Origin of the sequence: Geotalea uraniireducens Rf4 (assembly GCF_000016745.1) — a bacterium.
GTDB classification, from domain to species: Bacteria; Desulfobacterota; Desulfuromonadia; order Geobacterales; family Geobacteraceae; genus Geotalea; species Geotalea uraniireducens.
Genome location: NC_009483.1, coordinates 2,134,806 through 2,156,639, shown reverse-complemented (window position 1 = coordinate 2,156,639; position 21,834 = coordinate 2,134,806). Strand labels below are relative to the sequence as shown.

The window sequence follows — 21,834 nt, the reverse complement described above, 5'->3', positions numbered from 1 at the left end:
CATGCCCGGGGTAGAACGAACTCCCCCCGTCGCTTTAATCTATTTTATAAACAACCTTCCCGCCGACAACGGTATAGACAGCGGCACCCTTCATCTTCCGTCCGATGAACGGTGAGTTTTTTGACTTGCTCGCCAGCTTCTCCGCCGCCACCAGCCACTCCCGGTCCGGGTCGATAACGGTTATGTCGGCAGCTGCCCCTACCTTTAAAGTACCCCGGTCGATACCGAGTATTTTTGCCGGATTGCAGGTCATTTTCTCAAGTAGAACCTTAAGATCCACAACCCCTTCCTCGACCAGTTGCAGAGAAAGCGGCAGGGAGGTCTCCAGGCCGACAATGCCGTTCAGAGCCAGGTTGAATTCCAGGTCCTTCTCGTCCAGGTGGTGCGGCGCGTGGTCGGTGGCAATGGCATCGATGGTGCCGTCCGCAAGACCGGCCTTGATCGCAGCCACATCGGCAGCCTCGCGAAGCGGCGGGTTCATCTTGGCGTTGGTATTATAGCCGCGTACAGCGTCATCGGTAAGAGAGAAGTAGTGTGGCGCTGTCTCGCAGGTGACCTTTACCCCGCGCGCCTTGGCGTTTCTGATGATGCGCACCGAACCGCTGGTGGAAATATGGGCGATATGCAGCGGTGAATCGGTGAACTCGGCAAGATAGACATCACGGGCAACAGCAACATCCTCGGCAGCCCATGGAATCCCCTTCAAACCCAGTTCCGTAGCGGTGAACCCTTCGTTCATAACCCCTTCGCCGACAAGAGCAAGCTCTTCCGAGTGGGAAATGACCATGATCCCCATCCCCTTGGCATACTCCAGGGCGCGGCGCATCAGCTCCCCGTTGACCACCGGCCGGCCGTCGTCGGAAACCGCAACGCAGCCGGACTCCTTCAATTCTCCCATTTCGGCAAGGCTTTCCCCCTTGCTCCCCTGGGTTATGGAGCCGACGGGGAACACGTTGACGAGCGCTTCCTTCGCGGCCTTGTTGACGATGTAAGAAGTGATCGCCTTGTTGTCGTTGACCGGCTTGGTGTTGGGCATACAGGCGACGGAGGTGAATCCGCCGGCAGCGGCGGCCCTTGTACCGGTTACGATGTCTTCCTTGTATTCCAGCCCCGGATCGCGGAGATGGACGTGCATGTCTATAAGCCCCGGTGTGACCAGGAGACCGGCGGCGTCGATAATCTCTGCCCCGGCAGGCGCCTTGAGCCCCTTCCCTATCTCCTTGATCCGGCCATCCTCCACCAGCAGGTCCATGGTATCGTCAATGTTCTGCGACGGGTCGACCACCCGCCCGCCCTTTATCAGCAGATTCATAATTTCACCTCGTATGAAAGAGTTCTACGTTCTATGTTCTACGTTCTACGTTCTACGTTGAGGCATTTAACCTCGAACCTCGAACATAGAACCTCGAACGGGTTTTGGTATCATTCCGTCGGCAATTCCCCGCCGGAAACATGATAGAGCATCGACATCCTGACCGCCACACCGTTCTCAACCTGCTTCAGAATATGCGATTGGTCTCCATCTGCAACATGAGAGCAGAGCTCGACACCACGGTTGATCGGCCCCGGATGCATGACCATGGCATCCTTTTTCGCCAGTTGCAGCAGATGGTTGTTCAGCCCGAAATAGCGGGAATACTCCTTCAATGTCGGAAGGAGGGTCTTCCCCTGGCGCTCCAGCTGGATGCGAAGCATCATCACCACATCTGCATCCGTTATCGCCGCGCGCATATCCCTGCAGACGGTGACATTACCCAGCCGCTCTATGCCCGGCGGCATCATGGTCGGCGGTCCGGCCAGAAAGACATGGGCCCCCATCCTGGTCAGGCCGTAGATATTGGATCGAGCCACCCGGCTATGGGTAATATCGCCGACAATGGCCACCTTCAGGCCGTCAAGCTTGCCGAATTTCTGGCGCATGGTCAACATGTCCAGGAGCCCCTGGGAGGGGTGCTCGTGGGCACCGTCACCGGCGTTAATGACGGAACAGGAAACCCGTTGCGCCAGATAATGGTGGGCGCCGGATACTGCATGGCGCATGACGATAATGTCCGGTTTCATGGCCAGAACGTTTCGCGCGGTATCGGAAAGGGTTTCGCCCTTGGTTACCGAACTGGTGGAGGCGGTAATATTTATGGTATCTGCGGAAAGCCTCTTTGCCGCAATCTCGAAGGAAGTTCGGGTACGGGTGGAGGCTTCGTAGAAAAGATTCACTATTGTTTTACCGCGCAAGGTCGGGACCTTTTTGATATCCCGCTCGTTTATCTCCTTCAGATTCTCCGCAGTATTGAGGAGAAGCTCTATCTCCTCCCTGGTCAAATCCTGCAAACCGATGATGTCCTTGTGCTTGAATGCCATGGTTTCCCCCCTTCAGACTGTAGGAGCAAGCCTTACGCCTGCCCGGTATCGGGACATCCGCCCCGACATAGATCATTTTTCCAGGACTACCTCTGTCGGCTTGTTGGCTGCGTCAAAAGCGACCGTGATATTTTCCTTGAGGCTTGTCGGGACATTACGCCCGACAAAATCCGCCCTGATGGGGAGGTCGCGATGCCCCCGGTCCACAAGGACAGCCAGTTGAATGCATGACGGCCGGCCATGGTCCATGATAGCGTCCATCGCTGCCCTGATAGTGCGGCCGGTAAAGAGCACGTCATCCACGAGGACAACCTTTTTCCCCTCGATGGAAAACGGTATCTCCGTCTTGCCCACCGGCAGATGCTCGGAATGCCCTTTGATATCGTCACGGTAAAGAGTGATGTCAACGGCGCCGACCGGCACCTTCTCCCCTTCGATCTCCTCCAGCCGCAGTGACAGCTCATGGGCGAGATATACCCCGCCGGTACGTATCCCGACAAGAACAAGATCCTTCACCCCCTTGTTCCGTTCAAGAACCTCATGGGCAATGCGGGTAAGAGCCCTTTTCACCCCAACCCCGTCCAGAATTACCGTATTCTCAGTTCCCACGTTAGCACTCCTTTCTGTTTCGGCCAAAGTAGTAAAACATGACATTCGGGCAAGAAAAAGAGCCCTCCCGCACAAAGACGGAAAGGCTCTCCAGATATACACTTCAAGAGTTCTCTATTCATCACCTTTGCTAACCTCACGGGGCTAAATTAAAAGGGATACCGATAAATTTTTCAGGAATGTACCATTGTCACGGCACTGAGTCAAGGGAGTTTTTCAGCCTTAAAAATGCAGTTGCCGTATTGGATCAGGCGAGGTATAAAAAATCATGGCGCTTTGAAAGGGAATGGGGGCTGGTACTGGAGGAATACAATGCGCGACGTAATCGCTAATACAGGAACGACCGAAGATTATTTCGCACGTGGACGCGAGATCGCCAAGAAGATTGACCGCGGCGAAGCCCTTGAACCAGAGTTCACCCTTACCTTTGAAGACCCGGGGGATATGTTTGCTGTCATGTCTCCCGCAAGGCTCGAATTATTCCGTGCAGCCAAGGCTGCCCCATCTTCTATTACGGCCATCGCACAACGCCTGCATCGCGATAGAAGCACAGTCAAGAAGGACGTTGATATTCTCGTTGCGGCCGGTCTTCTCCATATTGAGGAAGTGCCTCTTCCCGGACATGGCCGGCAAAAATTCGTTCGGGCAACAGCAGACAGAATTCAGCTACAGGCTGTAGTGGGTTAGAAACTGGCCTTTCTCGCTCAATAAGATACGTAACTTACCAGCGTCGCCTCCGGACTTCTCAATCAAGTCTGCAACCATGCACCATTATCGCCATCTGTTTGTCGGACAGGACCTCCTTCTTATCACCCTTAAAGGCTTGATCCCGCATCGCGTGATAGATGGATATATCCTTCTGATATAAAGATGGAGGTCCCGGGCAGGGAGTCGCCTCCCTTGCATTTTCAAGGAGCCATTCCGCCACGGCGGCGGCCACTTTTTTGGGACTGAAGATAGCGATCCGAAGTGTGGCATCGCGTATCTTAAGATCTGCGGCCATGCTCTCGGCTTTGTTTTTGGCTTTTTGATACGCAGATTGGGCGGAAAGGAAGTCACGGTATGATGTAAGGCGGTACTCGAGCGACGCTTTCTCAAACTCGATGGTTCGGGACGATAAGTACTGCATCCCTCCACCAAGGGCCACGCCGGCAAGAGCGAGCAGTGCGGTTATGATGGGAAGCTTATCTTTCATCTTTACCCCCGAAAGCCCCTATTTCTTTCAATTGAGCACCGCTGTACCGGTGGCACTTTGTCCAGGCGTCGACGATACGCTTGCTCCAGGAGGCATATCGATTGTTCCGGAAGGGGCGGCGATCAATGCCGTAGTTGCCAGTGGTCGGCCCTGATTGTCGAGAAACGATGCCGACATGGAAAGTATCCTGCCGGACGACGCGCCTAGCAAGTCGAAGCTGATCGTCATGAGGGTGCCTGCGCCTGAAATCGGTTGAGTATTAATAAGTGCACATCGCACCCTCCCCGGCACACTGGTATTTGTGACCATAAAAGCTCCTGAGATAATTGCACCAGGTGTAACCTGCGGATTGGCAAGTGATAAGGCATCATAGGTTATTGTGAGATCAATCGCTGCAACATTAGCCAGCTTGATTGCCTCCACTGTAAAAACTCCTGGTCCGGATTGGTCGATACTGAGAGCACTCACTTCCCTCACCGTGACGGTTGCCGTTGCGCTTTTCGTCGCATCCGCCGCGCTCGTTGCCGTTATGTGGTAGGTACCGGTTGTTGCAGGGGCGGGTTGATCAGGCGGTATAGACACCGGTCTTCGTGATGGTGCCGCCGTTGCCTTCGACCACGCTCCAGGTAACCTGCTGGTTGGCTGAGCCGATCACGACTGCCGTGAAGTTTACGGTTTCGTTTGGCGCCACAGCCGGCAGAGTCGGCCATACGAGAACGGAACCGGCAGATGATATCGGAGCGCTAATGATATCTATCGAACCGGGCATGAGACTGTTGAGAGGGATTTGGATCGTCTTGTTCGCCGGTTTATCCATTATGGTCACGATACCGTTGCCGGCCGAAATGGCAGCCATATCCAGCAGCAGATCAAGCCCCTGATGGTTTGCTGCATAGGGATCGGAAATAAAATTGACGGTTGCAGCCCCGAATTTGGCAAGGGTGGGTTGAAGCACCGTCTGGACGTTGGTAATTGCATTCGGCAAGGCATTCAAGATTGCATGCATTTTTACCGGATCGGGAGAATTGTAGAGACTTGTCAGATCGTCACTGCCGTTCGCCAGAACCACTGCCAAACTGGAAAGAGGGTTTATGTTGGCGACTCCGGCGGCGGTCGCAAAAGAATAAAGCGTAAGATTGTTCCCGTTTGCCGTACCAGTCGCCTTAAGGATAAAAGGCGCCGTCAGCCCGTTCAGGCCGAACGAGAACGATCCATCTGCCGCAATGGGCACAGAAAGCTCTCTCGTCGGAATCGACGAGTCCTTCAGGTACACTGTGCCGGTAAGTGTGGAACCGGCAGCGGCAATACCAGAAATGGTCGGGGAACTGCTTTCTCCACTCCCGCTACATCCTGCCAACATCAAAACTAGAAGGGGGACAATACATCAGTTGATTATGCTCCGTTTGTTCATTTTGTCTCCTCTTGTCGATCGGGGCTGCGCTTGACCTGCCGAGCAGGTGTTTGCCCGGTCAGGGGCCTTATAAGTGTTAGGAGTTTTTTTTCATCCCATTCATTACGATTAGTTTTGCCTTCTCCCAATCTTCTGTGCTGGTAAAGAAATCCCTTGCGATTGTTTTGAATACATTTGGCCCGAGATATAAAAGCATAATGTTCTCCGTAGATTTGTACTTAATGAAATTAGACCACGGCGTCTCGCTCTTACCAGATGAAACTTCTGTAATAATGCTATCCGTTGTGACAATTCCTTTGAGTGGTTCGTTCAAATATGGTGAATGGTTATAGTGATAGTGCCATTTCCATTTTTGGTAATAATACAGTGCAGGTATTGATAATCCGGCCAACACAAAAAGTATAATTCTATCAGTTAATGAGTTGTCCAGTAACAAGGCATACATCACCGTGAGAAATGGAATTATTAACAACTCAACTTTCGCAGTTGGTAAATACTTGTAACACGTTGTAATTATTAATAGTATAGCGTCGCAATCTGGGTTAAAATGGCTTTGTTCCCCAACAAATCCACTAGCACAGAGAGACGACGCTATGCAGCAGATTGTAGCAGGATTTGCATCCGTAGAAAACCGGATTCATTCGTTCTTTCACAATCAGAACCTCGGCCAGTTACTTCGGCAAAGCAATGTCAGGAAGGAAAAGGGTGTTAGCCTCGACATCTTGTTCCAGCTTCTGCTTTCCCTTGCCTTTACCGGAAAGAATCTGTTCCGTCTCCTGGAGAGTCCAGATTCACCGGATGGTATCGGTAAAGACACTGCGTATCGACTGTTGAACTCGGTCAATGCCAACTGGCGCCGTTTTCTGTTGCTGCTCAGTACACGGGTCATTGTCCAAAGGCTTCTCCCGTTGACCGATGAGACGACCACCAAGGTGCTGATCGCTGACGACACTCTGTATCGTCGCGACCGCAGCAAGCGGGTCGAACTGCTGGCACGGGTGCATGACCACAACACCGGTCGTTACGTGCGTGGCTTCAGGATGCTCACCCTGGGGTGGTCCGATGGGAACAGCTTTGTACCCATGATGCTGTCGATGCTCAGCTCTGCCAAGGATAAGAACCGCCTTGCCCCAATGCGTGAGGGCATCGATAAGCGCACCAACGGATATCAGCGCCGCCGGGAGAGCATGAGGAAATCCACCGACGTACTGGTGGACATGGTTGCCTTGGCAATGAAGGCAGGAACCACTGCCCGGCACCTGCTCTTTGACAGCTGGTTTGCTTTCCCCGCCACCATCAGGCGGATCCGCGCCCTGGGGATGCATACCATCTGCATGCTCAAGGATACGGGTAAGGTCACCTACGAGGTGCAGGGGTGGCCGTTCACCCTGAAAGAACTATTCAAAGAGGTCCGCAAGCGACCCGGTCGAGCCAAAGTGTTGGCAGAGGTGCTGGTGACCATAGGTCAAGACATTCACGGTAAACCGGTGGCAGCAAAGATCGTGTTCGTCCGCGACCGCAGTTCGAAGAAATGGCTGGCGCTCCTTTCCACCGATACGACCTTGACCGCCGAGGAGATCATCACGCTCTACGGCCGTCGCTGGGACATCGAGGTGTTCTTCAAAATGGCCAAGTCGTTTCTGAATCTGGCAAAGGAGTTCCAGAGTCGTTCCTTCGATGCTCTGGTCGCCCACGCCACACTGGTCTGCTGCCCCTCTGTGCCAATATAAGTGAGACACTTACCTCCCCTTAAATTACTGTAGAGGGTGGGGAGGAAAGAAAGGATATGACCATCAGTAATGTGAAGCGCATCCCGGTAATTGCAGGAGCCCGTAAGGCGAGTGCAATTACCGGGATGGCCCCCGAAGATTTGACCCGGCAACAGCAGGAATTGACTACCTCACCGCCTGACCCGGAGGTAGCGGAAAAGCCTGTACGCAGGCGTTTCACGGCTAAGTACAAACTTGACATCCTAAACCAAGTCGACTCTTGCACCAAGCCCGGTAGCCTGGCAGCGCTATTACGTCGAGAGGGGCTTTATGCTTCCAACCTCAACACCTGGCGCCGCCAGCGGGATGAAGGAAGCCTTGCGGCGCTTACGCCCAAGCAGAGGGGCCGTAAAGCGCTAAAGCCCGATCCCATGGCCGTCGAGAACGAGCGACTGCGCAAGGAGATTACCCGCCTTGCCAAACGCCTCAAACAGGCCGAGTTGATCATCGATGTCCAAAAAAAAGTCTCGCAGATCCTGGGGATCACCTTGGATACGCCGCCAGAGAGCGAGAGCGACTGATGGAAGCTGTCGAAATACTTGCCCCTGATGTGGGCACCGATCCTGCCTGTAAAGCTCTTGGTGTTTCCCGTGCCGGGCTGTATCGCAGGCGCGCAATCAGCAAGACAGCGCCGCGTGTACCCCAAAAGCGCCCTGTGCCGCCACGGACCTTGCCATCAGAGGAAAGGCAGGCAGTACTCGATATTCTGCATTCCGAGCGCTTTCAGGACAAGGCACCCCATGAGGTGTATGCAACGCTTTTGGACGAAGGGGCCTATCACTGCTCGATCCGCACGATGTATCGAATTCTCGAAGAAAACGCCGAAGTCAAAGAGCGGAGAAATCAGTTGCGGCATCCCGACTACAAAAAGCCTGAGCTTCTGGCAACGGCCCCAAATCAAGTCTGGTCGTGGGATATTACCAAATTGATGGGGCCTGCTAAATGGTCCTATTTTTACCTCTATGTGATTCTCGATATCTTCAGCCGCTATGTGGTCGGCTGGATGGTTGCAACCTGCGAGTCGTCGGAACTGGCCAAACGGCTGTTCAAAGAAACGTGTGAGAAACAAGTCATCCAGAAAGGGCAGTTAACGATCCACGCCGATCGCGGCTCTTCCATGAAATCCAAGCCGGTAGCTTTTCTGTTTGCTGATCTGGGGATCACTAAAACGCACTCAAGGCCCTATACGAGCGACGACAACCCATATTCGGAAGCCCAATTTAAAACGCTGAAATATCAGCCTGATTTCCCGGAAAGATTCGGCAGTATAGAAGACGCAAGATCGTTCTGCCAAACCTTTTTCCCCTGGTATAACCAGGAACACAAGCATTCCGGCATCAGCCTACTTACACCTGAAGTAGTACATTACGGCAGAGCTGAGGAAGTCATCCGATCAAGGCAAACCGTGTTGACTGCTGCTTATGCAGCCCATCCTGAACGCTTCGTCAGGAAAATACCATTACATAAACCGTTACCGGAAGCGGCGTGGATCAACCCGCCAAAACCGGCCACTAGCTAAAATTCGCTACACTAAATTCGACAGGTAAGTGTCTCAAAGTCATTGACAGATTCCGTGCCGCTACATTCTGCTTGAGCTGGTGAAACGGGAAAATGCTGATCCTCGAACTCTTGGCAGCCTGTTTCACGCTCTATGCGATGAAATAAGACGAATTGGCTTCACAGAAGCAATGGCACTGTTGCTCACATTTCTGGAAGAATCACTCAACAGCATTATTGGATTGTGCAAAGAGCAGGTGCAACAACTGATACAACGCTTTATAGAAACACTACCAAGAGCTTTCAGGGAGCGAATGCTACTTTTGGCCCCGGTATGCAGCTAAACCATATATTTGTCAAGTAGTTACGGTCAATCTCGCTAGTGCGAAAGTTGAGTTAACAATATTAACCAACGATATCCGTTAAAAAGATACTGAGCAGATTCAAAAATTTCAAAAGTTATGGTTCCTTTGTATTCGATCTCTTCTGCCATTCTCAATTCTCCTAACGGCCAATGGAGTTGATCGAGCGGGTTTTCGGCCCGGTTCAACTTCCTGGTTGGAAGCTCGCCTTTTCACTATGTCTTATGTCAAGGGCTGACCCCTCCGGGGTCACTCGAGTGCATCGAGTCAGTTTTGCACCCGCTGGTTAGGCCATTTCTTTTACTTTTTTTATCAATTTGTAGTATTGAAGTGTTGTCCCAATATAGAGCACACCTACAAATACACAAAAACTTCCGAACCCCATAACTATTAGATAGCTGACGATGCCATATTTCACCTTGGCGTAGGGAACCACAAATACAGGGTACCAATAAACCCAGCCGAAAAGAAAAAAGAAGAGAGAGGATACGGCTGCGTAAATACATAGAAAACAAAACATGCCCTTTTGTATTCGAGGCGATAGATTTGTATACCAACCCCTGTATGTTGGTTCGGAAAAAGCTTCTTTCTTTGCACCCTGAAAAAAAGTCTTTATCAGATGCCAGATTGTTTTTGTAACCTTTAGATTGAAGATGTAGTTCAAAGGGGTCAGAAAGATACAAATAATTATGAGAATTGCCAAAATTCGCTTTGCGTCGATTATGTATGGATAAATAAAATCAGGTAAATATTGAGTTAAATAATCTATCGCATCATATAGATTTTCTGCCAATTCCTTTGATGGTTTATCCATTCATTCTTTCCTTTCAAATTCACAACATGACTTCAAAGAGACGCGGGGCGAACTCGCGTAGGCCAGGTGTAGGGGCGACTTCATGCCGGGGGGAACCCAAGATCAGCATAAAGTAGATTCCAAAATCGCATTAACACGTTCCTCGACCAGAACCACAGCCATATCCTTTGAACTGTGGCTTAGGAATATGTCATATTTGAAATTATTGGGCATTCGGTTTTTTCCGTTTTACATGCGCACTGGCCAGTGCTGCCCCCTTACCCGTTTCATTTTTAATTATTCGACGAGCCCAGCTTGTCTCAAATAGCAAGATGGTTGCTGACGCTTTTCATCCCCCCAAGGCATCATTCTGCGCTTTGGAAAGGACAGATAAAGTAATCTTTTGGAACGCGTAACCGCGACAAAAGCGTTGCGTGCCTCCTCAGCCATCTCCTTTTTTTTGCCTTGTGCGCGATAGTCGGGAAAAACGCCGTCCGCCATTCCTGCGATAAAGACGACATCAAACTCTAATCCCTTGGAAGAGTGCACCGTCAGGAGTGCAACACCATCGCGCGAAGCTTGTTGAGTTGCCCCCAAAGCCTTACTGCTCATGAAGCCAGCGATGGTACGGGCGGCTCCATCTGAGCGTAGGTATTGATCCCACTCCTGCTGTAACACGGCAAGGTCTTCATAGATCACCAGCCGTTCCACCTCAGGCAGGCTATCAGCAAAAGCCCGAAGGCTCTTGATGCCAAGCATCAGGTCGAGACGTTGGGTTTGCCGAGCGACAGCATCGATTGCATCAACTATGGCGCTAGCTCTTCCTTCTTTGGCAACATTGGCCATTGCAGAAAAAATCAATCGCACCTCTTGTTCGTTAGCTGGAGCTGGCCCCTTTGGTTCCGACAGTTTCCATTTCTTGGCAAGCGCTGTCAGATGGAGTCGATCTCGTGGATTGGCCAATACGCGCAGGGCGAGTTGGAATTCATCGACTGTGGCGGACTCATTCTCGTGATTTGCTGTCAACCGTTTGTAGTAAGAAATGCCTCTCTCTTTAAGCTCGGTTTCGATTGCCATGAGGGCGTAACGCGTCCGACCCAAGATCGCACAATTCGATGGCGTGACATTTCCTTCAATGTCCTCGTGCCCACTTGAAATCAGTCGCTGGATTTCATCGACTACCTTATGGGCCTCGTCGGTCTCGTCGATACCGACCAATACTGAAACTGCTCCAGGAATCGGAAGTTGGGCCTCAACCAAGTAATGTGGTTCCAACGAACGCGCAACTTGGACCACAGCACTCGAAGAGCGAAAGTTTTCTGTGAGTTCTATTTCGCCAGCGCCGAATTCATCACGGAAGCGCCACATGTAGTCAGGACTGGACGTATTGAATCCATAAATAGATTGTTTGGGGTCACCCACCATAAGGACATTTTTGAAATCCTCTCCACACAAGGCTGTCAGCACTGCGTATTGCGCCTCGTTGAGATCCTGCGCCTCGTCAATACACACGAATTTATACAGACGCCTGTAGAAATCGGCTATTTTCGGATAACTGCTTAATAGCCGGTAAGCAAGTAGGAGCAGGTCGTCAAAGTCGTAGGCATCGCACGCACGCAAACCGGCATCATATGTTTCGATAACGCGCTTATCTAAATCATCAGTCGGAAATTCGCAAGTAATCGGGTGTGCCTTGACCCATGAAATGCCTTGGAGCCAGTCGTCTAACCTCTTGTTACGAGCTTTCGCATCGCCAGCTCTATCTAACTCATCAGAAAGCAAAGGGTCTTGCAGAACAGCCTTGTGCAAAATTTCTTTGCGGTCACTGAACTGTTCGAAAATATGCGGCAGGCTTGTAACACCAACGAGTTTCCCACGTTCAGTCAGCATATCCAGGCAGAAGCTGTGCAAAGTTCCAACAAATGCACGTTGGCGCACATCTCCGAGATCTGAAAGTCGCTCCTTCATTTCGTTAGCTGCTTTGTTTGTGAACGTAAGTGCGAGCACGCGAAAATGACCGGGAATAACCGTCAAGAGACGCCGGATTCTTTCGGTCAACACACGTGTCTTACCAGATCCGGGACCAGCAATTACAAGTAAAGCACCTTCTACGTGCTCAACAACAGTGGCTTGCTGAGCAGAAAGTCTTGCCTTAGTCATGTCGTCTCCTTTGCCTTGGTCAATCCATGCTCACTTGAGATAATTTCAAAAAGTTTGCGAATTTGATTCGGAAATCGTCTCGCTTCGTCAGGTAAACTGGAAATCGTATGGGCTAACGGTTTAGCCATGCATGTCTTCAAACCATTCAGCGCGTCCAGCGCTGCAATCTTGCGACCATCTCCAACCGTATAGTCCCGTATCTCCCCACCTTTACGCTTCTGCCCTTGCAATTCATTAATATAGTCACCCAAGAAATCTGTGCAATTGTGTGTCTCGTTCAACGCCTTTTCAATCTCAGGCAGGTAACCCTCAGCTAAAAACTGACTTTCAAAATTATTTCCATTGGGAAACACTACGATATTGGGGCAAGCGGAAGCGACCACCTGTCCGATCTTTTTCAAGGCTTTATTTAGCTCGCCAAGAGGGCGTGGCTCGCCATCAGCAAGCACATACCAAGGTATCTCAAGGTGTTGAGCAAGCGATATAAATGGAAAATAGTCAGTGCCATTAACACGGACAAAGCTAAACCCTAATTCGTGGATACTCGCGTTCCAATACTTTTCTGCCCATATCGGCAGGGCCTGTTCTTCAGTTTGCCCTTCAAAGAAAATGACTGCACGCGAAAACAACAAGTCACCTCTGGTGTCAACAACGGTCTGCTGAAGCTTTCGTAAATCTTCTTTAGTCCCAAGCTGAGAGATATCCAGTTGGGTGACAATGGTGTTACCTCCCCGCTTTAAGAACAACCTCAAATCACTTAACTGCGCTTGACCAGCAAAATAAGGAGAATGCGTACTAACGATACGCTGTCCTGGGATTGTCTTAATATGGGAAAATAACGAACGCTGCGCCTGCGGGTGAAGATGCGATTCGGGTTCTTCTAACGCAAGAAAAGTGTGGATTTGATCCCCTTCCATTTGCGCTTGGCTACTGCGCCATGACGCGAAAGCTCTGAATACCAGCAGGGAGGCAAGACTACGTGTACCCATCCCATGGCGGGTCAGCGGGAATGATTGGGCGGCAGTCGTTGAAAAGCTAACATCAATCCCCTTGGAAAGATCGCGAAGCCGCCGTGCCACAGGCGATATGTCGATACCAGCGCCTTCCGCAGCCACTACGGATTGCATGTCTGCCAAATTGTGCTTGAGATGTTTAAGGATCTCACTCTTATCAACAATATGCTGGTTAATACCAGTCAGCGCTTCTTCTAAGAAGATTATGTCCGCCGGGGATAGGCCTAAGTCGTCCGTCAACTTTCGCCAGAAAGAGCCTTGCTTGCGAAGGTCATCATCGAGATCTCGTTTTGCGTCAATGTAATGGAGAGCTATGGGCTCTATGTCGGACGACTGAAGTCTCTTCTCCTGCATGGGTGTAGGCAGCCACTCTGCATATGGCCGCCACTCTTTTAGAAATTTACGTTCAAGGACGTAATCTCCTTTGGCAAAGCTCCACGACAAAATTGTGCGAAATGCCATGAACTCGTGCGAATCATCTGTTTCTGCAGGGGTGATGCCAGAACCCCAAAGAGACGTCCAGAAACTGCCCTCCGGAAATTCGTCGGCAAACTTTCCGTCATCGGTAATTGGTCTTATCTTGATGTCTATGACAACGTTCCGATCTTTGGGTGGTATTGCCTCTTCAGGCGCGACTCTTATGTCATCCTGTCCGAGCAGCTTGCGCCCAGCGCCGATAGCTGCATAGATCGCGTCCAGGAAACTCGTCTTTCCCGCATTGTTGGCTCCTATCAAAACAGTCAGACTGTCAAGACTCACTTCAATGTCCATAAGAGATCTGAAATTTGCAATCCGAACATCAGTAACTTTCACACCACTCGTGGCCACCAATGGTTTGGGCATATTTAGTTTCCTTTTGTTATAGTATTTACAAGAGCTATAGGGGAGTGTCTCAACTACGTACAAGAGTATCGAGTTGAAATGCGCCCCCTTGTCCTTTTCGCTTTAGACGAAAAGATCTCCACGCTGTATGTGTGGATTCTCAGGTAATATGTTATTCAGCAGGGCAAAATATCCCTTCGCATGAAAGAAACAGCCAAATCCGTAAACATTTCCAAGCCATCCCGTACAGGTCTTTACCCAATCCGCCCAGTTCAGAACGATTGTATCATCTTCAACACCATGCACCCTCCAGATGCTTTTTACCGCATCAACATCCTGCGTTAGAAGGCGTAGCGCTCTGCGAACATCATCTACCTCAAGCCTGAGAAACCATAAAGGAATATCTAGGCTTTTATGAGTCCCGCTAAAGAACACTTTAGCATTACCTGATGCGAGCAATTCAGCATATTCATTGAGGCTGAGAGCCATATAATAGGCACCGATTGCAGCCTTATAGTCGTCTCCAAACATTTCATTGAGCCATGCCCACTGCTCCGGCAGGCTTAATAGGGCATTCCAAACCGGCGTGACCTTCTGCCCTAATGCCTTGGGCCATCCCATAACTCCGGTGTTGTCGCAAAGCCTGATTGGCTCGTTCCAAAAAGGGAAATCCATTTGCGTCTTTGCCAGCTTCATTGCAAGAGGAAGTTGATCCGTAATGACTGCCGCTGCGCCATGTAAGGCCTGGTAAATGAATGCAATTGATTCCGGCACGTTAGTAACGTCTTTAAAACCATTCAGGCTCCATCCCTTCGGAAACAAAATGTCGTCCAGTACCGCTACTTGATTATTAAACTTTGAACGACCGGATTCGACACCGGCAAGGGCCATTGCTGCCAGCGGCGAATAGCATTTGGCCGCCTCCAGTGTTTGCGCTACAAGCTGCTCTTCATTCGAGGGTGGCTTTTGCTCGTGTAATCTTCTCCATTCCAAAAGAGAATCTATCGCAGATTGCCGAATGTCTTTGGCCAAATGTCTCCATGCAGTAAAATCTCCACTCTTTGCTATGGAAAGCGCGGCACTATAAACTTCCTCTGCAATCTTGGAGTTATGGGGCTCTTGTGTCGGCTCCTGATTCAGATATTCAGGAGATTCTTCGCCGGAGGGGAGGATCGCAAACAGGTTTTTCCCTAAAGGGGGTTTTGTTAAGGCAGGGATTTTGTGCAGTTCTCTCAACAAGATCTCGAATTGTTCATCATATGTCTCAGAGTTCCCAAGATCGACATAAAATCGTGTACTGACCGAGACAGGACGCAAATCACTTCCGGGTGGCTGGTGGATGACCGGTATGAATTTCGATGTCCCCAAGTCCCGAACAAGTTCTCCAGTAACGATCATCGCCTCATATCCCACCCCACCATTACCGTCGTCAGCTTTATGTACATATTGCTCGGTACATATCATCAACACCCTGTCTGCGCTACGAACGGACTGCTCCATGAATTTTGGAACATCGTCACCGGGGCCTAAATCCCATTGATCGAAGATGACTTCCACACCATTAGACCTTAGTGCAGAGGCGAGTTCAGCCACCCATCTCTTGTGGTCGCGGTTGTCATGCGAATATGAGATAAACACCTTCGGAATTTGTGTTTCTTCCGCCATTTTCGACCTCGCTTTTCAGGCTTCCAAGATGCTTAACCTCAGATGATCCCGTACAGCGGACCGCCTGGAGCCCCAAGCGCATCGACCCGTTTTTCTATTGCCGGATCATCAATGAGCGGCGGCGCATGATGGGGTTTAATGCGGGCATCGATGACAAGCGGACCGCTGCACCCCCAATGCTTGCAGGCGGTAACGGCGCCGATGCCGTAAATGTCCGCAGACGGATTCGAACGGGTAAAGGTTACCCAGAGAAAGTTGTTCAAGGTCCTCGCCGTAAACTCGCTGTCATCGACCACGACAATCAGCGGGAAGGCTGAGAAAGGATCGTTGTCGGTAAAATAACGACAGAAAGCCTCCATGTGCGGATCAGGACACTCCCGTCCGGCTGCGTATTTCGGACCCCGCACCGCCAGGATACCCGACAGGCAGATACGCGGTTCGCCGAATCCGTCCGGGAGACGGAAGCCGGCGGGTAGCTCGACTGCCAGGTCGCGCCGCTTCTCACCCGCGGCGGCAATCACAACCTTGGAGCCTTTGTTCAGGCCGGTCCCGGAATAATCGAGGGTGTCCACGGTGGTACGGGTCTGGAAGTGAAGGTCGCGCCGCCAGTCGACGCGCTCCAGGATGTGGCGCAAAAACGCCGGGATATCGTGAATGTCGATGGAGGGGTTGTCCTCCTGAGCGCAAATGAGGAGGTATTTGGCGAGTGAGAGCTGACCCTGGCCGAGGATGGCGTTGGCGATGGTCAGCAGTTCCTGCGGTTCCCGCTCCGGAGCGTAGGGGACGTAGCGCTCGCTCCCTACCGCAAGCAGCAGCGGATGGACTCCGGCAGCATCGACCGCATGGACCGCGTGAACCCCGGGAACGACCGTTGGGATCAGCGGACCGGTCAGCTCATGGATGAACGCGCCGAAGGAGGTATCCTCCTGCGGCGGCCTGCCGACCGTGGTAAAGGGCCAGATGGCGTCGCTTCTGTGATAGACGTTTTCCACCCGCAGCACGGGAAAATCGTGGACGAGGCTGTAATAGCCCAAATGGTCGCCGAACGGGCCTTCCGGCAGGGTCTTGTCCGAATCGATCACTCCGGTAATGCAGAAATCGGCCTGTGCCGGCATCGGCAACTCACCGGGGCGGCAGACCATCTCGATCCGGCGCCCTCCCAGCAGACCGGCAAAGGAAAGCTCCGGCATCCCCTCCGGGAGCGGCATGACCGCAGCCACCGTCAGGGACGGCGGCCCGCCGACGAAGATGTTGACTCGGAACGGCACGCCGCGCTCCAAGGCTTCGGCGTGATGAACGCCGATCCCCCGGTGGATCTGGTAGTGGATGCCTATTTCGGCGTTCTGCCGGTATTGGCCGCCGGAAAGCTGCACCCGGTACATCCCCAGGTTGGCATGGCGCAAGCCGGGAGTTGCCGCGCTCTCCGAGTAGACCTGCGGCAGGGTGATGAACGCCCCGCCGTCGTCGGGCCATGACTTCAGCTGCGGCAACTGGTCGATGGTGGTTTTGTTGGCAAGAACGGGACCGCCGGAAACCTTCTTCGGCAGGAGATGAAGGGCCGCCGGAACTGTCCCCGCATAACCGAAGGGATCTTTGACGAGCGCCATGGGGTTGACCTTCATCTCCACCAGGCGCCGGATATCATCCAGGGTATCCCTGAATATGTACCTGGTCCGCTCCAGGGTACCGAACAGGTTGCCGAGCATGGGGAAACGGCACCCCTTCACGTTGGTAAAGAGCAGTGCCGGTCCCTCCGCCTGGTAAACCCGCCGCTGTATGGCGCCCATTTCCAGATTCGGATCAACCTCCAGATTGATGCGGAGGAGCTTCCCGGTGGACTCAAGGTCCTTGACACATTCCTGTAAAGTCCGATAACCCATGATAGATAACCTGCAAAAGCGGAAGATTCGGCTTCATGCCGTAGCCTATATTCTTTAATGCACCTATCCGGGCAAGTCAACGAAAAACGCCCCGTTACCTCTCTCCAGATGACACTTGCATTCATCTGCCGAGTGATTTAACCTGTAGTAAGTTGTAATCATGAATTAGCCCAAAGGAAACAATTGAGAAAACATACCCTTTTCAAAAAAATCCTCTTGGCCATGCTGACCCTCTCCCTGATCCCGCTGCTCTGCTCCTCGTCCATTCTTTTCCTCAACCTGAGCAGAACAGGCGAAAAACTTGCCGAAAGGATCGCGGACTCGACCGATCTTCAGGCGTCGGAAAACCTGGAGATGCGGGCGCGACAGACAGCCGAATACATAACCCTATTCCTCAAGGGGTGCGAGGCGGACCTGTTGCTGGTGGCGTCCCTCCCCCGTGCGCCGGAGATTCTCACTTCTTTCTACAAAAGCAGGAACGGCGAGATCTGGTATCGGCAAGGGAGTGCAGCCGCTCCCCGGGAAGTGAAGGAATGGGTCCCTCGCTACTCATCCCTGGAGATCATAGACAAAAAGGGCAGACAGCGTTTTGCCATAACGGACGGCCGAGTCGTGCCGGGCGAAAGGCTTGTCGATGTTTCCATCCCCGCCAACACGGAGTTCAAAAACGAGCAGTACTTCAGCCGTGCCGCGCGGCTGAAAAAAGGGGAAATTTACGTATCCCGCGTGACCGGCTTCCACATTACCAAGGATGAGCAGCTGGCCGGAGCAACCGACCCGGAAAACGCCTTCGGCGGAAAAACGTTCCGGGGGGTGATCCGCTTTGCCACCCCCTTGTTCGGCAAAGACGGGAAGTTTGAGGGAGTTGCCGTCTTGTCCCTCGACCACCGCCATCTCATGGAGTTCTCCCAGCACATCCTGCCGGGCAAGGAGCGGTCCACGGTTTTCCCTTCCTACAAGAGCGGCAACTATGCCTTTATCTTCGACGACGAGGGATGGATTATCACCCACCCGAAATTCTGGGATATCCGGGGGATGGATAAAACGGGAAAAGCGGTCCCCCCCTATACGGCTTCATCTTCCGCCGATGATGTGAAGCAGGGGAGGATTCCTTTCAATCTCGATTACGCAGGTTTCATCCATCCGCAATATCCCGTTGTCGCCCAACTGGCCAGGGAGAAAAAAGGCGGCTATGCGGACATCACCAACGTCGGCGGAGCAAAGAAGGTCATGGCATTCGCCCCGATTCTCTACTCTACCGGAGATTATGCCAAGCACGGCATTTTCGGCGCGGTCACCATCGGCTTCCAGGTCGACCAGTTTCACGAAGCCGCAAAGACCGGAGGCGGCATCATCAGCGGACAGCTGCGGAAACATATCCGGCAGAGCGCACTGTTTCTTTTCATAACGGCGCTGACGGTAGTTCTGTGCGCATGGTATCTCTCGCGGGGGATTACCAGACCGCTCGCCCTCTTAACCGCTGAAGCAAGAAAGCTTGCCCACGGAGAAACGGGCAACCGGGTGCCGGTCGGTTCCAGCGACGAACTGGGAGAACTGGCGGACGATTTCAATAAAATGGCCGCAGAACTGGAATCGCGCAAGGAGAGCCTGCTCACCACCCTCGAAGAACTCCAGGCTTCACAGCGCCAGATCATGAAAGAGCGGAATTTCAAGGAACGCATCCTGGAAAGTATATCGAGCGCCATTCTTACCATCTCGTCCGACGGCCTCCTTACCTCGATAAACAGCACCGGGAAAAAGTTTCTCGGCGATGATGTGCTCTCCGGCGTTCATTTCTCTGCTCTCTTCGAGGGCTGGGGCGACATGGGAGAACGGATTGCACGGGTGATCAGGAAAGAAAAAGGTTACGGCAGAGAACCGCTCATCACCGAAATCAACGGCAATGCCCGCCATTTCGAAGTGGGATTTTTCCCCATCGGCGACGATGGAGACAAGGGAATCACCGTAACCATGAGGGATGAGACGGAAAAGGAGCAGATGCGGGAAGAGATGATCCGCATGGACAGGCTGGTGTCCCTCGGGAAACTCTCCGCCGGCATTGCCCACGAGATCCGGAACCCCCTTACCGGCATTTCCCTGTTGCTGGATGATCTCCATGACCGGCCGGCAGTGGACAGCGAAAGCCAGGCGATGATGGGAAAGGCGCTTGCAGAAATCGAGCGGGTGGAACGGCTCATCTCTTCCCTGCTGAATTACGCTTCCCCGCCAAAAGCGGAATTCAGGGAAGGTGACATAAACCGGGTCGTTCAGGACACCCTGCTCCTTTTCAAGAAGGAATGCGAAAAACAGGGTGTCGAACTGGTCTCGTCCTTGCAAGAGATCCCTTCGTTCCCATTCGATGCGGGGAAAATCAGGCAGGCGCTGCTGAATATCAGTAAAAATGCCCTCGGAGCTTTGCCCGAAGGGGGTAAAATCGAGATTTCCACCGCTCTCGCCGGGGATGCCGCGATAATAAACGTCTCCGACAATGGCCAGGGGATAGAACCGGAAGACATCCCCCTGCTGTTCGAGCCATTTTTTACCCGCAAAACTGGCGGCACCGGCCTTGGTCTCTCCATAACCCAGAGAATCATCGATGAACACCACGGCAGGATTACCGTAACGAGCAGCAAGGGAAACGGGACTGTTTTCAGCGTCTCTCTGCCGCTGAAAACGGAATAGCCGAAACCGCCCTGACAAAGGATTCCCATGGAAAAAATTCTGATCATAGACGACGAAGCCTTTATCCGTGAAAACGTCGAGCGCATACTGAACGAGGAAGGGTATCAGGTCCTGTCCGCCGAGGGGGGGAAGAAAGCCCTGGAACTGGTTTCCGAAGAAGAGGTCGACCTGGTGCTTCTCGACCTGAACCTGGGCACGGAAAACGGCATCGACGTCCTGAGATCCCTGAAGGAGATCGATCCGGACATACTGGTCATCATCATCACCGGGTTCGGCTCGGTGGAAAGCGCTGTAGACTCCCTTAAAATGGGGGCGTTCCACTATATGAAAAAACCGTTCAAGGCCGATGCGCTGCGGGTCATCGTCAAGCTTGCCCTGCAGACCAACAGCCTGAAGCGGGAAGTGCGCGCCATCCGCCGCGGAGACCTGGAGCTTTTTGAAAAGGTGCCGATGGTGGGAGCCAGTGCCATCCAAAAGGAGATCGTCCGCCAGGCCAAGGAAGTTGCCAGATTCACTGCGGCTACTGTTCTGTTGACCGGCGAATCGGGAACCGGCAAGGAGCTTGTCGCCAAAGCCATCCACCACCTTTCGGACCGGCGGGATGCGCCCTTCATCGAGATCAACTGTGCATCCATTCCGGTGAATCTGCTGGAAAGCGAACTCTTCGGCCACGAAAAAGGCGCGTTTACCGATGCACGGCAGCGCAAGCCGGGCCTGTTCGAAGAAGCCAACAAGGGGACCCTCTTTCTCGACGAGGTCGGCGAGATGGAACCGACCATGCAGGCAAAACTGCTCAGGGTGCTTGAGGAGAGAAAGATCCGCAGGGTCGGCGGGACAAAAACCATCGACATCGACGTCCGGCTGATTTCCGCCACGAACCGCAACCTGAAGGATGCAATCAGGAAAGGGACTTTCCGGGAAGACCTCTTCTACCGCCTCAATGTCTTCCCGCTCCACATCGCTCCCCTCCGCGAGCGGCGGGAAGATGTCCCGGTCCTGGCAAAATTCTACCTGGAAAAATACAACAAGACCTTTTCCCGCAATTTTCAGGAGATTTCAAAGGAAGCGCTGCAGCTGCTTGAGTCGTATTCCTGGCCGGGAAACATCCGGGAACTGAAAAACGTCATCGAAAAGATCTGCATCATGCACGAAGGGCCGGTACTGTTGCCCTCCTATCTCCCCATCGAGATCAACGCAGGAGATGCCGACAGGAATGGTGCACACATCCTGGAACCCATCGAAGAGGACCTTGACCTGGAACAGGCCGTCGAACGGTTCGAAAAGAGATTGATCCGCGCCGCACTGGAAAAAAGCAGCGGCAATGTGCTTCAGGCCGCGCAAATCCTCAAGATACCACGCGGAACCCTGCGCTACAAAATGACGAAGCTTAACCTGTAGCATCCGGGAACCTCCTGTATCTTCGGTTGCCGATCGCAGTATCCCCCCTTCAATCTTAACGCTGTTCAATTGTGGCGAAAATCAGCCAGCACAGTTGGCCGATTTTCGCCTGGAAGCTCTTATCGAGATCTGCAACAACCCGGAGGTTTGCCAGGAGTGATTGGCTATGGATCTTTTCCAAACATTCCTTTGTCAAAGCCCACCCAGCAGCCATTTAATT

The 21,834-nt window shown here is 52.4% G+C and carries 16 protein-coding genes and 2 pseudogenes; 6 read left to right on the top strand and 12 right to left on the bottom strand.

Going from position 1 to position 21,834, the window contains the following annotated elements; genetic code table 11:
* Window positions 1–34: 34 nt before the first annotated feature.
* The 3 genes from GURA_RS09410 to pyrR all read right to left on the bottom strand — a co-directional run bounded on the left by GURA_RS09410 (window position 35) and on the right by pyrR (window position 3,012).
* Window positions 35–1,312, bottom strand: a complete 1,278-nt coding sequence (locus tag GURA_RS09410) for a dihydroorotase (RefSeq protein WP_011938750.1) — start codon at window positions 1,310–1,312, stop codon at window positions 35–37.
* Between the two features lie 110 nt (window positions 1,313–1,422).
* The gene (locus tag GURA_RS09405) at window positions 1,423–2,358 is read right to left on the bottom strand and encodes an aspartate carbamoyltransferase catalytic subunit (RefSeq protein WP_011938749.1); all 936 of its coding nucleotides are present in this window, start codon (window positions 2,356–2,358) and stop codon (window positions 1,423–1,425) included.
* A 72-nt stretch (window positions 2,359–2,430) separates the two neighbouring features.
* Window positions 2,431–3,012, bottom strand: coding sequence for a bifunctional pyr operon transcriptional regulator/uracil phosphoribosyltransferase PyrR (pyrR, locus tag GURA_RS09400; RefSeq protein WP_085949361.1), 582 nt, complete (start codon window positions 3,010–3,012; stop codon window positions 2,431–2,433).
* A 267-nt stretch (window positions 3,013–3,279) separates the two neighbouring features.
* Here pyrR and GURA_RS09395 point away from each other — a divergent pair, with 267 nt between their 5' ends.
* Window positions 3,280–3,654 (top strand): HVO_A0114 family putative DNA-binding protein, encoded by a 375-nt coding sequence (locus GURA_RS09395; RefSeq protein WP_011938747.1) that lies wholly within the window; start codon window positions 3,280–3,282, stop codon window positions 3,652–3,654.
* Between the two features lie 58 nt (window positions 3,655–3,712).
* On the opposite strand, the gene GURA_RS09390 is transcribed toward GURA_RS09395, so the two are convergent.
* The 4 genes from GURA_RS09390 to GURA_RS25330 all read right to left on the bottom strand — a co-directional run bounded on the left by GURA_RS09390 (window position 3,713) and on the right by GURA_RS25330 (window position 6,018).
* Window positions 3,713–4,162, bottom strand: a complete 450-nt coding sequence (locus tag GURA_RS09390; RefSeq protein ID WP_011938746.1) for a hypothetical protein — start codon at window positions 4,160–4,162, stop codon at window positions 3,713–3,715.
* Between the two features lie 27 nt (window positions 4,163–4,189).
* Entirely contained in the window at window positions 4,190–4,744 is a 555-nt protein-coding gene (locus tag GURA_RS09385) for a cohesin domain-containing protein (RefSeq protein ID WP_011938745.1), read from the bottom strand.
* Entirely contained in the window at window positions 4,728–5,393 is a 666-nt protein-coding gene (locus GURA_RS22785; RefSeq protein WP_049818906.1) for a hypothetical protein, read from the bottom strand. Before GURA_RS22785 ends, GURA_RS09385 begins: the two co-directional genes overlap by 17 nt.
* A gap of 256 nt (window positions 5,394–5,649) precedes the next feature.
* Window positions 5,650–6,018, bottom strand: a complete 369-nt coding sequence (locus GURA_RS25330) for a YcxB family protein (protein WP_407639370.1) — start codon at window positions 6,016–6,018, stop codon at window positions 5,650–5,652.
* 148 nt (window positions 6,019–6,166) lie between these two features.
* On the opposite strand from GURA_RS25330, the pseudogene GURA_RS09375 reads away from it, so the two are divergent.
* The 3 genes and pseudogenes from GURA_RS09375 to GURA_RS24230 form a co-directional block, all read left to right on the top strand.
* A pseudogene (locus tag GURA_RS09375) lies at window positions 6,167–7,285 on the top strand (IS4-like element ISGur1 family transposase); the annotation flags it as partial.
* A gap of 143 nt (window positions 7,286–7,428) precedes the next feature.
* Window positions 7,429–8,861, top strand: a protein-coding gene (locus GURA_RS09365; RefSeq protein WP_085949366.1) for an IS3-like element ISGur10 family transposase whose coding sequence is annotated in 2 segments (ribosomal slippage) — window positions 7,429–7,807 and window positions 7,807–8,861 — 1,434 coding nt in all. Because the reading frame shifts where the segments join, the coding sequence is not laid out codon by codon here.
* A gap of 55 nt (window positions 8,862–8,916) precedes the next feature.
* Window positions 8,917–9,183: pseudogene (locus tag GURA_RS24230) on the top strand (IS4 family transposase); the annotation flags it as partial.
* Window positions 9,184–9,487: 304 nt separating this feature from the next.
* On the opposite strand, the gene GURA_RS09360 reads toward GURA_RS24230, so the two are convergent.
* The 5 genes from GURA_RS09360 to GURA_RS09340 all read right to left on the bottom strand — a co-directional run bounded on the left by GURA_RS09360 (window position 9,488) and on the right by GURA_RS09340 (window position 17,534).
* Window positions 9,488–10,015 carry a hypothetical protein gene (locus GURA_RS09360; protein ID WP_011938741.1) on the bottom strand — a complete coding sequence of 176 codons (528 nt, stop codon included), beginning with the start codon at window positions 10,013–10,015 and terminating at the stop codon, window positions 9,488–9,490.
* 276 nt (window positions 10,016–10,291) lie between these two features.
* Window positions 10,292–12,154, bottom strand: a complete 1,863-nt coding sequence (locus GURA_RS09355; RefSeq protein ID WP_011938740.1) for an ATP-dependent helicase — start codon at window positions 12,152–12,154, stop codon at window positions 10,292–10,294.
* Complete coding sequence (locus GURA_RS09350) at window positions 12,151–14,010, bottom strand: ATP-dependent nuclease (protein WP_157046166.1); 1,860 nt, start codon at window positions 14,008–14,010, stop codon at window positions 12,151–12,153. The genes GURA_RS09355 and GURA_RS09350 overlap by 4 nt, the downstream gene beginning before the upstream one ends.
* A 102-nt stretch (window positions 14,011–14,112) precedes the next feature.
* On the bottom strand, window positions 14,113–15,654 hold the full coding sequence (locus tag GURA_RS22780; RefSeq protein WP_011938738.1) for a toll/interleukin-1 receptor domain-containing protein: 1,542 nt from the start codon (window positions 15,652–15,654) through the stop codon (window positions 14,113–14,115).
* Between the two features lie 38 nt (window positions 15,655–15,692).
* The gene (locus GURA_RS09340; RefSeq protein ID WP_011938737.1) at window positions 15,693–17,534 is read right to left on the bottom strand and encodes a UbiD family decarboxylase; all 1,842 of its coding nucleotides are present in this window, start codon (window positions 17,532–17,534) and stop codon (window positions 15,693–15,695) included.
* Window positions 17,535–17,717: 183 nt separating this feature from the next.
* On the opposite strand from GURA_RS09340, the gene GURA_RS09335 reads away from it, so the two are divergent.
* Both GURA_RS09335 and GURA_RS09330 read left to right on the top strand, forming a co-directional pair.
* Window positions 17,718–20,216, top strand: coding sequence for an ATP-binding protein (locus GURA_RS09335; protein WP_011938736.1), 2,499 nt, complete (start codon window positions 17,718–17,720; stop codon window positions 20,214–20,216).
* A gap of 27 nt (window positions 20,217–20,243) precedes the next feature.
* Window positions 20,244–21,614, top strand: a complete 1,371-nt coding sequence (locus tag GURA_RS09330; protein WP_011938735.1) for a sigma-54-dependent transcriptional regulator — start codon at window positions 20,244–20,246, stop codon at window positions 21,612–21,614.
* Window positions 21,615–21,834: the final 220 nt, after the last annotated feature.